At 51.4% G+C, this 13,118-nt stretch carries 13 protein-coding genes; 11 read left to right on the top strand and 2 right to left on the bottom strand.

Features of this window, described 5'->3' with window-relative positions:
* Positions 1–54 precede the first annotated feature (54 nt).
* The 5 genes from BLU63_RS32910 to BLU63_RS29100 all read left to right on the top strand — a co-directional run bounded on the left by BLU63_RS32910 (position 55) and on the right by BLU63_RS29100 (position 5,225).
* A complete protein-coding gene (locus tag BLU63_RS32910) occupies positions 55–315 on the top strand; it encodes a hypothetical protein (RefSeq protein WP_156877442.1) in 261 nt (86 codons plus the stop codon).
* Positions 316–418: 103 nt separating this feature from the next.
* Positions 419–1,918 carry an IS21 family transposase gene (gene istA, locus BLU63_RS29125; protein ID WP_144443481.1) on the top strand — a complete coding sequence of 500 codons (1,500 nt, stop codon included), beginning with the start codon at positions 419–421 and terminating at the stop codon, positions 1,916–1,918.
* On the top strand, positions 1,911–2,714 hold the full coding sequence (gene istB / locus BLU63_RS29120) for an IS21-like element helper ATPase IstB (protein ID WP_083376895.1): 804 nt from the start codon (positions 1,911–1,913) through the stop codon (positions 2,712–2,714). Before istA ends, istB begins: the two co-directional genes overlap by 8 nt.
* 985 nt (positions 2,715–3,699) lie before the next feature.
* Positions 3,700–4,170, top strand: a complete 471-nt coding sequence (locus tag BLU63_RS29105; protein ID WP_083376893.1) for an SLATT domain-containing protein — start codon at positions 3,700–3,702, stop codon at positions 4,168–4,170.
* Complete coding sequence (locus tag BLU63_RS29100) at positions 4,167–5,225, top strand: nucleoid-associated protein (RefSeq protein ID WP_083376892.1); 1,059 nt, start codon at positions 4,167–4,169, stop codon at positions 5,223–5,225. The genes BLU63_RS29105 and BLU63_RS29100 overlap by 4 nt, the downstream gene beginning before the upstream one ends.
* Positions 5,226–5,475: 250 nt before the next feature.
* Here BLU63_RS29100 and BLU63_RS29090 read toward each other — a convergent pair whose 3' ends face one another.
* Positions 5,476–6,777 carry an ISL3-like element IS1411 family transposase gene (locus BLU63_RS29090; protein WP_011920678.1) on the bottom strand — a complete coding sequence of 434 codons (1,302 nt, stop codon included), beginning with the start codon at positions 6,775–6,777 and terminating at the stop codon, positions 5,476–5,478.
* A gap of 93 nt (positions 6,778–6,870) precedes the next feature.
* Between BLU63_RS29090 and BLU63_RS29085 the strand changes: the two genes are divergently transcribed.
* From BLU63_RS29085 to BLU63_RS29075, 3 genes are all read left to right on the top strand, one after another.
* Entirely contained in the window at positions 6,871–7,653 is a 783-nt protein-coding gene (locus BLU63_RS29085; RefSeq protein ID WP_083376890.1) for a RelA/SpoT domain-containing protein, read from the top strand.
* Positions 7,654–7,873: 220 nt separating this feature from the next.
* On the top strand, positions 7,874–8,716 hold the full coding sequence (locus BLU63_RS29080; RefSeq protein ID WP_144443497.1) for a hypothetical protein: 843 nt from the start codon (positions 7,874–7,876) through the stop codon (positions 8,714–8,716).
* 341 nt (positions 8,717–9,057) lie between these two features.
* On the top strand, positions 9,058–11,514 hold the full coding sequence (locus BLU63_RS29075) for a P-loop NTPase fold protein (protein WP_231990922.1): 2,457 nt from the start codon (positions 9,058–9,060) through the stop codon (positions 11,512–11,514).
* A gap of 162 nt (positions 11,515–11,676) precedes the next feature.
* On the opposite strand, the gene BLU63_RS33925 is transcribed toward BLU63_RS29075, so the two are convergent.
* Positions 11,677–12,099 carry an HAD domain-containing protein gene (locus BLU63_RS33925; RefSeq protein ID WP_391564247.1) on the bottom strand — a complete coding sequence of 141 codons (423 nt, stop codon included), beginning with the start codon at positions 12,097–12,099 and terminating at the stop codon, positions 11,677–11,679.
* Here BLU63_RS33925 and BLU63_RS33475 point away from each other — a divergent pair.
* The 3 genes from BLU63_RS33475 (at position 12,048) to tnpB (ending at position 13,088) form a co-directional block, all read left to right on the top strand.
* Positions 12,048–12,194 carry a hypothetical protein gene (locus BLU63_RS33475; protein WP_156877441.1) on the top strand — a complete coding sequence of 49 codons (147 nt, stop codon included), beginning with the start codon at positions 12,048–12,050 and terminating at the stop codon, positions 12,192–12,194. The genes BLU63_RS33925 and BLU63_RS33475 overlap by 52 nt on opposite strands.
* A gap of 229 nt (positions 12,195–12,423) precedes the next feature.
* On the top strand, positions 12,424–12,756 hold the full coding sequence (gene tnpA / locus BLU63_RS33920; protein WP_083376067.1) for an IS66-like element accessory protein TnpA: 333 nt from the start codon (positions 12,424–12,426) through the stop codon (positions 12,754–12,756).
* Entirely contained in the window at positions 12,753–13,088 is a 336-nt protein-coding gene (gene tnpB / locus BLU63_RS33470; RefSeq protein ID WP_009684097.1) for an IS66 family insertion sequence element accessory protein TnpB, read from the top strand. The genes tnpA and tnpB overlap by 4 nt, the downstream gene beginning before the upstream one ends.
* The last annotated feature ends 30 nt before the right edge of the window (positions 13,089–13,118 follow it).

Raw genomic sequence — 13,118 nt, 5'->3', positions numbered from 1 at the left:
TATGTGCCGTATTAAAGGGGTAGAGAAAGACCTCGTCAGCTCAGGAGCACAAGGATGGGCCTACGTGTACCGCTGTTGGTTCGAACTCTCGCCAAAGTACGTAACGGCAGCGCAGAGTTCGTCCGTGTAGATGATCTGGCTGCGTATTATCGTGTTTGGGGCGTTGATCTGTCATTCCAGGATGGGCCGGATTTCAACTACGACCCAACGGAAGACCCCGCCGAAGTAGACGAGCTACGACAGCAGTATCAGCCGGCCAACGCGAACGCTGGCGCACCAGCATTAGTGATTGTAGCGGCAGCGTGTTGCCGCTGACCGAAAACTGACCCAGTAAAGGCTGTTCTGCCGACTGAAAACTGACCCAGGTGTTCAACTGCTTCTGCTCACTTTCCGAGCAGGAGAACACAGGGTGATCAGCATGGAAATGTTGGGAAAAATCCGGCGGATGTACTTCCGCGACAAGCTCTCGCTGCACCAGATAGCCAAGCGTACCGGGCTGTCGAGAAACACCATCCGAAAATGGGTCAGAGCGCCCGAAGCTACTCAGCCGGCGTACCAGCGGTGCGCAACCTTCAACAAACTCAGCCCTTTCCGCGAGACGCTGGAACAGGCGCTGAAAGCCGATTCGTTCCGGGCAAAGCACAATCGCAGAAGCGCCAAAGCACTTTTCGAGCAGATCAAGGCCGAGGGTTATGACGGCGGCTACAGCCAGCTCACGGCGTTTGTACGCTCGTGGCGAGGTGAACAAGGCAAGTCTTTACGCGCTTTTGTACCGCTGACGTTTGCGCTCGGTGAAGCTTTTCAATTTGACTGGAGCGAAGAAGGGCTGCTGATCGGAGGCCTGTTTCGACGCATCCAGGTCTCCCACATGAAGCTGTGCGCCAGTCGCGCATTCTGGTTGGTTGCGTACCCTAGCCAAGGTCACGAGATGCTATTCGATGCACATACACGCTCGTTCGGAGCGTTAGGTGGCGTGCCGCGTCGCGGCATCTACGACAACATGAAAACGGCTGTCGACAAGGTCAATAAAGGCAAGGGCCGCACGGTCAATGCCCGGTTTTCCGTGATGTGTGCGCACTACCTGTTCGATCCGGATTTCTGCAACGTAGCCTCTGGCTGGGAAAAGGGCATTGTCGAGAAGAACGTTCAAGACAGTCGACGACGCATTTGGCTTGATGCTCAAAACTGCATGTTCCACACCTTCGAGGAACTGAATGCCTGGCTCGGCCAACGCTGTCGTGCGCTCTGGAGCGAGCTGCTGCATCCGCAGTACAACGGACTTACGGTGGCGGAAGTTTTGGAGCTGGAGCAGGTCGAAATGATGCCGATGCCGACGGCCTTTGATGGCTACGTCGAGCGCACCGTACGGGTCTCCAGCACCTGCCTGATCAGCGTGGCGCGAAATCGCTATTCGGTGCCTTGTGAACGAGTCGGCCAGTGGGTCAGCAGCCGTCTTTACCCATCCCGGATCGTGGTCATCGCCGATGACGCAATGATTGCCAGCCACGAGCGCCTCTTTGATCGAGATCAGGTCAGTTTTGACTGGCAGCATTACATCCCACTCATCGAACGCAAGCCGGGTGCACTGCGCAATGGCGCACCGTTTGCCGATCTGCCCAATCCGTTGCGGCTTCTCAAACGGGGCCTGAGACGTCACAGCAACGGTGATCGAATCATGACGCAGGTGCTCGCTGCCGTGCCCATCGCCGGTCTTGACCCGGTGCTGGTAGCGGTAGAACTGGTGCTTGAGTCGGGAAGTCTGAGCGCCGATCACATCTTAAATGTTCTCGCCCGACTCACCGCTACTGCACCACCGCCTTCCGTAGAAACCAGCCTGCAACTCAAGGTGGCTCCCGTTGCCAACACGGCCCGATATGACCAACTCCGTACAACAGATGAGGAGAGCCGCAATGCGTGACTTGATGGCAGAACTTAAAGAACTGCGTCTGCATGGCATGGCGCAGGCTTGGGAAGAACTGGCGGCCCAGGGAGAAGCTTCGACGGCATCCTCGAAATGGCTACTTGAGCATCTGCTCCAACAGGAGCAGGCAGATCGCGCCGTGCGCTCTGTGAATCATCAGATGAACATGGCAAAGCTCCCCATGCACCGTGATTTAGCTGGCTTTGACTTCAGCGCTTCCAGTGCTGATGCCCGTCTGGTCCAGGAATTATCCAGCCTTGAGTTTACGGAGACTGCGCAAAATGTCGTGTTCATCGGTGGGCCTGGAACCGGAAAAACACACTTGGCCAGTGCCTTGGCCGTGTCCGGAATCACCACTCATAACAAACGAGTACGGTTCTTCTCCACGGTCGATCTCGTCAACCTGCTGGAGCGTGAAAAGTACGATGGTAAGGCAGGCCGAATCGCCCAGGGACTGCTTCGGACAGACCTGGTGATACTCGATGAGCTTGGGTATTTGCCCTTCAGTCAGAGTGGTGGCGCGCTGTTATTTCACCTGCTTTCAAAACTGTACGAGCACACCAGCGTGGTCATCACCACCAACCTCAGCTTCTCGGAATGGTCGAGTGTATTTGGCGACGCCAAGATGACCACAGCGTTGCTGGATCGACTGACACACCACTGCCATATCGTCGAAACGGGCAACGAGTCCTACCGCCTGCAACATAGCACCTTGGCCGCCCAGACAAAGATCAAATCGCGAGAACGAAAGCGCAAGGGCGAAGATGGTATCGAGGACGATGAACCGTTCTGATCTGCACCGTAAACACCCTGCCGCATGCCTACATGCGGTGGGGCCCGATGCGTCTTCAACCAGGACACTACTGCTAAGCTTTATCCACAATTGCTGGGACAAAAATCAGCAATCCGCCCTGGGTCAATTTTCAATCGGCAGGGTGGGTCAGTTTTCAATCAGCGCCAACACCGCATCCAGCCATTCTGGCAGCACGTCTGGCCAAAATTCCGCGACCTTGCTAGCCCAAGCATTGCTGAATCTCTCGTTCGATTGAGCACTGCCGCGGGCTCTGAGTTCCCCGTCGCCTTGACGGCTGTGCAGGACTGGTTGCACTCGATCGAGCATCCGCATTACGTCGTGCGTCGATTGCTTGAGTCCAAGCTATGCAGCCGGTTTCCATTAGATGCCTTGCGGCTGCTGAATGTCATTATTGATGACCTTCCGTGGGCGCCTCGTGAGTTGGGGCAATGCCTGGATGCAATCGTGCAGGCAACTCCAGATTTGACCCAGGACGCCCGGTATCATCGGCTCTTTGAGTATTCCCGACGACGAGGGGTGTGAGTCTTGGTGGGCTCTCTGCACTAGCCTGAAAGGTGGGGGGAATGGCTGCCCCGGTATATCTCATGCTCAGGACAACAAAGGGGGATTGATCTCTCTCCTTCTCTAAAAGTCCGCTATTGGCCGTTTTCTGCCCGTCGTGACAGGCAGAAAACGGCCAATAGCTGCCTTTCGTGTAGAACGACTATCGGCCAAGGCCATCTTCCGCCTAGTCTCGCGTCGACTTGCGCAGAAAAGCTGTATGAACGTAGAGTTTCCTGGCCGTGCGGATCGTTGCCCCGGAAATCTGCGAGATCGTGCGCCAGTGATTCTCCAAGTTGGTAACGAAGGAAATGATGATGCTAAAGAGCCATTGCTTGTGATACGTTTGATTTCCACGCTTGGCAGGGACGTCTAAGCTAGTTGCGTCCATCCCTTCCTCGCATTTTTACACTAAGGGATGTACATGAGTTCTGAACTAGAGTTTCGGAGCAGCGCTGAAGTTTTGCAGCGCTGGCTCAAGCGATCCAGAGAGTCACAGCTGTCGCATCAGTTAATGGCAGAGCGTCTAAGCTCGGTCCACCGCTGGCTGGGTATGCTAACCATCGGCATCACTGCAATTGCAGGTGCCACCACATTATTGGCGACGCTTGGGGATGTATCCAAAGTGTTGCTCGCTCTCTTCACGCTGCTGGCAGCAATTCTCTCCTCATTACAAACTTTTTTGAAACTTGAAGATCGCACGAACCTTCACCGAATTTCTGGGGCTGGCTATGGCCATGTCCGTCGGAAACTGGAGTTAGCCATGGCACTCGAAAGTTCTGAAAAGGAAATCCGGTTGAAGGAGGCTGAGTCCGAGTTGAACAAACTGGCAACAGAAAGTCCGAGTGTATCAAAGCGGGTCTATGACGCTGCGTTGAAGAGGAATGGTCAATGAGCAATCCATTCAACAACTTGATCTTTGATCGCATTATTTTGCATAACGTACATAAGCCTAATGAGCATGGCGCTACGCCCGCCACAATCAGCCTTGAGTTGACTACCCTCGATCAAGCGGGTAAGCAAATGCTTCAGGAGCGGGTCAGCAAGGTTCTCGGGACAGGGTCAGGGTCGTTGGCAATGGATGTCTCCAGCAAAACGACTGCGAGTTGCTACGAGTACTCTAAGCAACTAGTTCAAGCATCTGATCGGGGATTTATTACCACCTCGGCAGCGATTGCCCACCACCATACTTCCATCCACACCAGCAAACGCTGGCCTGGCGGCACTTTGGTGATTATTTCTGGAACCACGGACACAGACAACAAGCGGTGCTTGATCATTATCAAGGCCGAACAGCAAGCTGGTTTCACAGAAACGGAAGAGGATGGCAAGATCACTCTCGCTTACCTTGAAAACCTGATCCTCACCCCGCAATCTAAACTTTATAAGATCGGTATTTTTTACGAAACGGTTTCCAAAACTAGCGGAGTGGTTGTTGACCTTAATGCGCATGTATTCGACAGCAATATAAAATCCGATGACGATCGTCAAGCTGCGAAATATTTTTACTCCAGCTTCTTAGGGCTCAGAATTCCGGACAACGCGGTGCAGCGGACCCGCGATTTTTTCGATTACACCGCCGAATTTATCGGAGGGATGGATGTGCCACCGGAGCGAAAAATCGACTTGCAACAAGCGTTGTACACCTACCTCAAGACGGATACGTCGACCACAATCGAAGGTACCGAATTCGCTGAGCGTTATATGAGCCCTGAGGAATCGGATGATTTTGTGGGTTACATGGGAAGGAAAGGCTTTCCTGACTCTGCGATTGTCAAAGATACCAAGGCGATCAACAGGAAATTGGCCCGTCGCAAGCTAAGCTTCACCAATGATGTCAAGATCACCGCGCCGGCTGATACGTTTGCAGAGCTTGTGAAGGTGGTCGAAACAACTCAAACGCACACAACGCTGATGATCCAAGGAGCTCTTGTGAGCCAGGACAAATGACAGAGGAAGATTACCTCAGTCGGTTCCGAAGTGAGGCCCCATACCTTAAGGCTTGGGGCCAATTTGTCGTTGAAAAAATAACAGAAGCTATCACCTGTACTTTTGGCACTCAGGCCTATCAGAAGTGGGTGAAAATCCCGCCTGAGGTCAGGGTTAAGGACGAGAGCTCACTGATCGCTAAGGCATTTGTGCTTAACAAAGGCTGGTTCTCCAACTATGAGGATATTACAGATAAAGTGGCTCTTCGCATTTAAGGGTGTAGCTGATTTCTAAACCCTCCTGACTTCAGCAAGCACCTGGCTATGTAATTGGTTAAATTTCTAAAGCCCAAGGCGGTACCTCGTAAGTGCTCAAGTCGCCCGTTGATAGCTTCTGTTGGACCGTTGCTGGTTCCTGGCCGGTCGAAGTAGGCAAGGATGCTCTCAGCGTATTTTTTCAGCGTTTCCCCCAAGCCTTTCACCTCGATGAGCGCTTTGGGCAAGTCGCTGGCTGTAATGATATTTATGACCTCTTCCATGAGTTTTTTACCACGTTTTCGATCCGGCTCGTTGTAGGCGCTGACCACCCGTTGGTACATGCTCCAGGTGCAATCCACTTCGAGGTGGTGCTCATCTGCAAACAGCTGGAACAGTTGCTTTTTGTTGGCGTCAGACAGGTAGCTGATCCGAGTCAGTAGCGTTCGACGGCTTTTGTAGAGCGGGTCATTTTTACGCCCTCTGCGGCCCAGGATGTCGTGTTGCACACGCCGGCGGCATTCATCCAGCATGTTGCTTGCCCAGCGCACGACATGGAAAGGATCCAGCACGGTTTGGGCTTGAGGCAGGGCTTCTTGCGCTGCAGATTTAAACCCCGTAAAACCGTCCATGGCAATGCTTTCGATCTGGTCACGCCACGATTTGGGGCGACTCTGTAGCCATTGCTTAAAGGCTTGTTTGGAGCGGCCTTCCAGCACATCGAGCAAGCGGGCCGGCCCGTTTTTGTTACGCACGGGCGTAAGGTCAACCACGATGGTGACGTACTTGTCACCACAGCGTGTATGTCGCCAAACATGCTCATCCACGCCCAGCACGGTCACACCGTCAAAACGTGTCGAGTCATTAAAAAGCAGGCGCCGTCCTTCGTTGATAATGGCATTATTAGCGGTGTGCCATGCAACATCAAGCTGGCTCGCAACACGAGATACCGACAGATGATCCAGCACGATGGCAGCTAATGCCCAGCGTATCGCCCCATATGAAAGCTTTGAACGTGGAGGTGCTGCACTGTTTGTATCTTCATGCCAGAAACAGCCGCAAGCACAACGCCAGCGACGGATACGCAGCAGCAATCTGGTTGGTCGTTGTCCGTAAGGTGTGTGAGCAAGATGCCTATCGACAGTACCGCGTGAAACACCAGCAGCCCCGCACTTGGGGCATGGCTCGGGTGCTTTGGTTAAACGACATTCGATGACGGCGCGCTCTGCACAAAGATGTTGTCCAGTGGCAGTCAGGCCGAGGTTATTCAGTTGGCAAAAGCTGGAAAGATCAGGGCTAGAAAAGGTAAGATTGTTCACGTCGGGGGCTTAGTTTTTGTTGGTGTGAGAGCTTACATTTTCTAAGATCCTCGACTCCTTTTCCAGCCGGTCAGATTTTTTCTACACCCTTAAATGCGAAGAGCCGATAAAGTAGGAGCCCGCTTTGTGTTGGGGTTGTCTGATCAGATTGTAGAGGTCTCAAGGCTCATTGAGGCATCGGATCACTGGCACACGATGAGTAGTAAAGAATTCGATGAGTGGCGTGAAAAAGATCCTCGAATATTTGACTATCAGTCCGCCCATTTCATCGTAACATCCTACAGTGAGTTATCTCACGAGGGAGTACTGATACCAGTCGGTACCAAGTGTGAGATACAGGTTAGAACTCTTCTTCAGCACGCCTATGCTGAGTTAAGTCACGATACTCTTTATAAATCAAATATAACCAGTCATCCCGATGTTCATCGATTGTTTGCCAAGAGCATGGCGCTTATGGAAACAACGGATGATATGCTGCTAAGGGCAAATAAAAGTACTTTAACATCACTCGCTACTGTCCAAGCTATTAAGGATGAGGTGGCTAAAATAAATGCCTTAGAGCTTTCTGCTGTTGTTTTCGAGCCCAAGTCTCGCGAAAATGATTACATCATCGACCAATTACGAGTTGCTATCGGGAGTAATGGGCTCGAGGGGTATGGCGCTTTTGTACAGAAATTTTCGAATGTCCTCAAGGCCAAGATAGAGGAGAGAAATGCAAAAGAAGCGATCTATCGTATTCCTGCAATCACTCTTATATATTTTCTTGTGAAAACTCGATCACGCTCCCTTCCTGGATGTTGGCCTTTTGATCTGCAGATGCTTGAGCCAATATACAGTGATCTGGGCATTGCGCCCCGGTGGACTAAAGATATCTGAATCTGTGACCGGCAACAGATCGACCGCAATTAGGCGATTTTTTGCCCTGCTTAGGGGATTAAAGCTACGAATAACCAGTTTCCTATCATGACCTGTCATTTGCTTTTCCCTGCGGTCGTAAAGCGAGATAAAAAATACAGCTGTTGAGCTTGGCTTATAAGTTTGGCATATTTTATATTTTATCGGTAGAAACCATTATTCATTATTTCGAGAGAATGACGTGTCAAACAAGAAGCTCATCTACCTAGATTACAATGTGTTTGCTTATTATCACGACAACAAAGATCCTAGGGTTCGTTTGCGTATTGATAAACTAAGGGATGCATATAGATTCTGTTACAGTCCCGCGCATTTGGAGGATATTGGATCTTCTCTTATGTGGAATAGGGGCCAGAATAAAGCTGAAGCCAAGAAAATTGCGAAACAAACAATTAACAAAGCTATAACTATTTCCAAAATCACTGAGGATCTTGAAGTTTTTCCAGGCACAGGGTGTGAGCCGGCAAAATTCATACGAGAGTTTCCTGCCAGATGTCTCGATCGTGTGTTGAAGCACGCTGATAGAAACTATTACCTTGACCCGAAAGAACGAAGCATGCTCGAAGGATTTAAAGCCCAAGACCCTAAGGGTGCAACTTCTAATGTAATGGCTAATATGCCGCTGGACTTTTTGTGTAAGCCAGAATATGAAAACCCTCTGTTGGAAAAGTTGAAGTCGAGTCTTTCGCTCGCAGAGAAATGCGCGCGTGCGGGGGTCACTAATTATACGTGGGAAAGCATATCTAAATCGCAAGAAGTCATGGAACACGTTTTCGAGGTGGTATTCAATCACCTCGAGGAAATCCGATATAAGCCTGATGCTGTTAAAAAGTCCAGGTCGCGGATGCATGATGTTTCACACGCTATTTATGCGGCGCACGCAGATTACTTTGTGACCAATGACGGAGGCTTTTCAAGTAAAGCGCGCGTCGTCTACTCATATCTTGGCGTACCAACGGAGGTGGTGGATTATCTACACTTTATGGAGCACCCTGAACTCTTTGAATGCTGTGTAGACTCCTGAGCATTCCGCGGATCACTATGGATCAACGTTGATATTACGACTGACAGGCTGCAATGGGCTGAAGGCCGCCGCCTACGAGTGGCAGCTTTCGACCCAAAAGCAGTCATTTCTTTGTCTTGAAAACTAGAGGCGACCCAACACGTGTGCTCGTTCTGACCAATAGATCGCAAGCGTCATTCCTTGACAGCTTGGGACCACATCGACAACGCAGACATTCGCCGTCTTTACCGTAAAGCACGTGAGGGCTAGGATGGCTCGTTGTTAGTGGGGTGGCGATGCTCTCGCAAGACCAGTGATAAGGCTGCTCGGCCGTTGACGGATCTGCAGTAAAGGAGAGTGGGATGGTGGATGGGATCGAAAGCATTGCCAGCGGATTGTTGACCACACATGCAAAGTTGGTATTGCACAACGCCAACGAAGCGGAAACCCGTAAAAAGCTGATCGACAGAATCGTAGAGGACGTGTTGGAGTGGGACGACACTGACATTTCTTACGAGGAGCGGGTCTCCGAAGATGGAGGTACAACGTACGCCGACTACATCATTCGAACCGCAGATGTGGCGTTGCTCATAGAAGCAAAGCGCATCGGGCGCAGCTTCGACGTGGTACCCACCCAGAAGCGAGTCAAGCTCACGGGTCGCATCATGGAAGGCGATACCGGCGCAGCAATCGTCCAAGCTCGGGACTACTGTAGGAAAAAGTCGATTCCTTTCGCCGTTGTCACCAATGGTGCGCAATGGATCATTTTCCCGGCAGTCCGTACAGATGCCGTTTCTTTCTCAGATTCTTATGCAATCGTGTTCGACTCGCTGAGTCGAATCCTTGGGGAAGAGCTGGAGCATTTCGTCGATCTGCTATCACGAACGGCTGTGGTTGAAGGAAATCTCGCCATCGAGCTTATAGGTCGGACTACTGACCAGTTTGAGGAACGGCGCCTCAACAAATTCTTCAAAGGCTCAACTGTAAAACGACATAACCCCATCTATCCGCTGATTGAAAACGAGGTCATTAGCGCATTCTCAGACTCAATCGTCGGTGCTGAGAGCTCACTCCTCGAAAAGTGCTATGTGAAAAATGCCGACCGGCAAAAATTCGATAGCCGCATCAGGATGCACTTACAGCGCAGAGAGCCCCTCTTCTCGACGCAGCCCAAAAAGCCGATGCGAAAGAAGGAATCCTCCTCCCTTGCAGACTCGATAAGCTCCGCCTCTGCGTCGCGACGGCCGTTGGCGATTTTGATTTTGGGTACAGTGGGCACAGGCAAAACAACCTTTCTCCAATACACGCGCAAGGTTGCGTCCGCAGCATACTTTGAAAAAAATCAGGCGGCGCCCTACCCGCATTGGATTGATATCGATTTCCGAAATTTTTCGCGCAGCGAGAATCCGCTGGAATTCATTTACGCGCACCTGTTCAGCTACCTGAGCAATGACCCATATTTCAGGGATTTTCAGCGGGCCATCAAACCTGCCTATCGCGAAGAGATCGACGCGCTTCAATCAGGGCCTATGTTTCTCATCGCTCAAAACCAGACCGAGTTCGATAAAAAAATAACGGAGCTGATTCTCAACGACTACAACGCCAAACGTCCCTACGTGGACAAGATGATTACGCATGGCTCGAAGCATGCTCCAATCTTCCTGGTGATCGACAACGTCGACCAGTTCGAAGATGACAGTACGCAGTCAAGAATTTTTTCCGATGCCATGGCCATCGCAGGACGATTGTCCCTCAACCTTATTATCTCTATGCGCGAGTCTACCTACGTGGCACATAGGGGGTCTTCGACCTTTGATGCTTTTGATTTTGACCCTTTGCATATCGAGCCGCCTGAAATACCCGCAGTATTGAGCCGTCGCTTTTTTATGACCGGCCAAATGCTAGCTGGAAAAAGCGGGAGCTTTACGACCCAGGGAGGCGTAAATTTCAAAGTCGAGGACTTGTCGGTATTTATTGATATCGTCAAGGCTTCGGTACTTGGAACAGAAATTGGCGAACGTATTGACGTTCTTGCCAACCACGATGTGCGCCTAGCCCTCCGGATGACCAGGGAGTTCCTAGCAAAAGGATATACGGATCCAGCAAAGGCTCTTCAGAGTCATAAAAATAAAAATACCTACGTGCTGCCGAAACAGGAGGCGTTCCGCTCTATCCTGCTGGGCAACCAATCTGTATACAGCGAGGAATTCTCCGTAATTGGCAATCCCTTTGACTCACGGCTAGGGAAATCCAATGGCGGATTGCTCAGGATGTTTATCCTCTCGGCACTGGTTAAACAGAGCAACGCTGAAGGGGGCCACATTGACGGCCCCGAGATTCGTGACAACATTCGATCTATCGGATTCTCGGAAGACGATACTTTGAAAGTCCTGACCGACCTGACCGAGCTAAGATTCATACACACTAAATCGCATGGCAAAGCCGATCTCAACAGCGGTTATTATGCGAGTCGGCTGGGTGGCCATGTCGTGCGAGCGTTAATCGCCGACCTGACCTTCGTCGAAAATATCTTGATGGATACTTTTATTTCTGACAAAGACGTATGGGACAGGCTCCGAGATCTGACTCAAAAGATTAGGGACGAACGCGAAATTGTTGTCCGGATGGAAATCAGGGTCGAACGTGCAAAGCTTTTTTACCATCTTATGACTGAGCAGTATTCGCCCCTGTTGGATGAAGCAAGAAAAAGGGGCTTGAATCCAGTCTGGTTGGGAAATCCTCTGGACGAGATGCGGGCAGCTTTCGACGCGGACACTTCTAAAGCGCTTCATTCAGCCCACCGGCATTATGGGAAGTAAACGTCCATGGTCAGGGCCGGGCTTGCGCATGCCGCACACTGCTCGCCCTGGCCTTGGTAATGTTTCTGATTGCGACAGACCGCTTCTGGCCGTTTTCTGCCGATTAATTTCCGCGTTCTCATAGCGCCGTGTAGCTAGCAGCATAAGATTACAAAATTGCTATTACTTCGAGAATTTTGAGCTACGGCCTTCGATGGCGGATCTGAGTTCCGTCTCTTCTTCCTCACGAAACCCGTCGTCACATAGTATAAGTTTGGAAAGGCTAAACCAGCAGACGGCGCAATCATCAACTGCTATCCAGCTCGAATGTTCAGGATGTAAATCAAGCCAGCTTGATGCTTCGGCTTCCCGCCCTCCAGGTCGCAGCGAATCGTCTAGGATTGGAGTTGAACCAATGATGCGATCTTGCAAATCCAAAGGAAACAGAGCTTTTAGTTCCTTCAAGGTACGATTTACTCGCCATGTGCTGCTGATGACCACGTACGTGTGAGGGTAATTGCGCAGAACTGCCGATAATCTTGGGAGGTACGCAAATGGCGCAGACTCCTTTCCAGGCCTGTCCTTTCGAGGAAAAAGAGGGTGCAGAACACCATCAATATCAAGAAAAATTATCAATACCCTTCTCCAGACAGGTTTGTGACCCACTCACCCTTGAGCTGAACTCTAAATTTGATGGCTGACTCATCCAGTACGCTAAGCGTAGCGGGCGTGGAAATGCTAGTACGCTAAGCGTAGTGGGTGTGGAAATGCCAGTACGCTGAGCGTAGTTTGTGTGGAAATGTCGCACGAAAGGCTGTCGACTGAGGGTAACCGTCCGGCCAACTCACCTTCCTGACCCCGACGCCAAAGGCGATGGTGTCCACCTAATTTAAGTGGACACCATTTCTAGCCTTTTAAGCGGGTCTTTCCATGCAGTCACAACGCCGTTCCTATTCAAAATCCTTCAAGGCCCAAGTTGTCCAAGAGTGCGCCCAGCCCGGCGCATCGATTGCCAGCGTCGCGCAGAAGCACAGCCTTAACGCGAACCTCGTCCATAAATGGATTAGGGTACTCACGAACAAAACCATGGCGCTGCAACCTGCTTTCATTCCAGTGCCCTTGCCGCTAGCCGGAGGACATTCGCAGGCAGCTTCATCGAGTATCTGCATTGAAATCCAGCACCCGCGTGGCACCGTCAAAGTGAACTGGCCGACCGAAAGCGCTGTCGCCTGTGCCACCTTTCTGCGAGACCTATTGGTATGATTCGGATCGATGCCATCTGGCTTGCCACCGAGCCTATGGACATGCGCGCCGGTACCGAGACCGCGCTGGCCAGGGTGATCGCGGTGTTCGGTGTGGCGAAGCCGCACTGCGCATACCTCTTCGCTAATCGCCGTGCCAACCGAATGAAAGTCTTGGTGCATGACGGTGTGGGCATTTGGCTGGCAGCGCGACGATTGAACCAAGGCAAGTTTCATTGGCCCGGCATCCGTCACGGATCGGAAGTCGAACTCGATAACGAGCAACTTCAAGCCTTGGTACTGGGTTTGCCGTGGCAGCGGGTCGGCGCAGGCAGCGCGATCACAGTGCTTTAGCCCCTGCCATTAGCCCATCGGTTTATCGCT

This window comes from Pseudomonas mandelii (assembly GCF_900106065.1).
Taxonomy (GTDB): domain Bacteria; phylum Pseudomonadota; class Gammaproteobacteria; order Pseudomonadales; family Pseudomonadaceae; genus Aquipseudomonas; species Aquipseudomonas mandelii.
This window is presented reverse-complemented; position numbering and strand designations above follow the sequence as displayed.

Excerpts from the sequence above, each read along its gene's own strand:
- istA (WP_144443481.1), top strand. The coding sequence starts at position 419 with ATGGAAATGTTGGGAAAAATCCGGCGGATGTACTTCCGCGACAAGCTC.
- BLU63_RS29085 (WP_083376890.1), top strand. The coding sequence starts at position 6,871 with ATGCGAAGAGCCGATAAAGTAGGAGCCCGCTTTGTGTTGGGGTTGTCT.
- tnpB (WP_009684097.1), top strand. The coding sequence starts at position 12,753 with ATGATTCGGATCGATGCCATCTGGCTTGCCACCGAGCCTATGGACATG.
- BLU63_RS29105 (WP_083376893.1), top strand. The coding sequence starts at position 3,700 with ATGAGTTCTGAACTAGAGTTTCGGAGCAGCGCTGAAGTTTTGCAGCGC.
- istB (WP_083376895.1), top strand. The coding sequence starts at position 1,911 with ATGCGTGACTTGATGGCAGAACTTAAAGAACTGCGTCTGCATGGCATG.
- tnpA (WP_083376067.1), top strand. The coding sequence starts at position 12,424 with ATGCAGTCACAACGCCGTTCCTATTCAAAATCCTTCAAGGCCCAAGTT.
- BLU63_RS32910 (WP_156877442.1), top strand. The coding sequence starts at position 55 with ATGGGCCTACGTGTACCGCTGTTGGTTCGAACTCTCGCCAAAGTACGT.
- BLU63_RS33475 (WP_156877441.1), top strand. The coding sequence starts at position 12,048 with ATGGCGCAGACTCCTTTCCAGGCCTGTCCTTTCGAGGAAAAAGAGGGT.
- BLU63_RS29075 (WP_231990922.1), top strand. The coding sequence starts at position 9,058 with ATGGTGGATGGGATCGAAAGCATTGCCAGCGGATTGTTGACCACACAT.
- BLU63_RS29100 (WP_083376892.1), top strand. The coding sequence starts at position 4,167 with ATGAGCAATCCATTCAACAACTTGATCTTTGATCGCATTATTTTGCAT.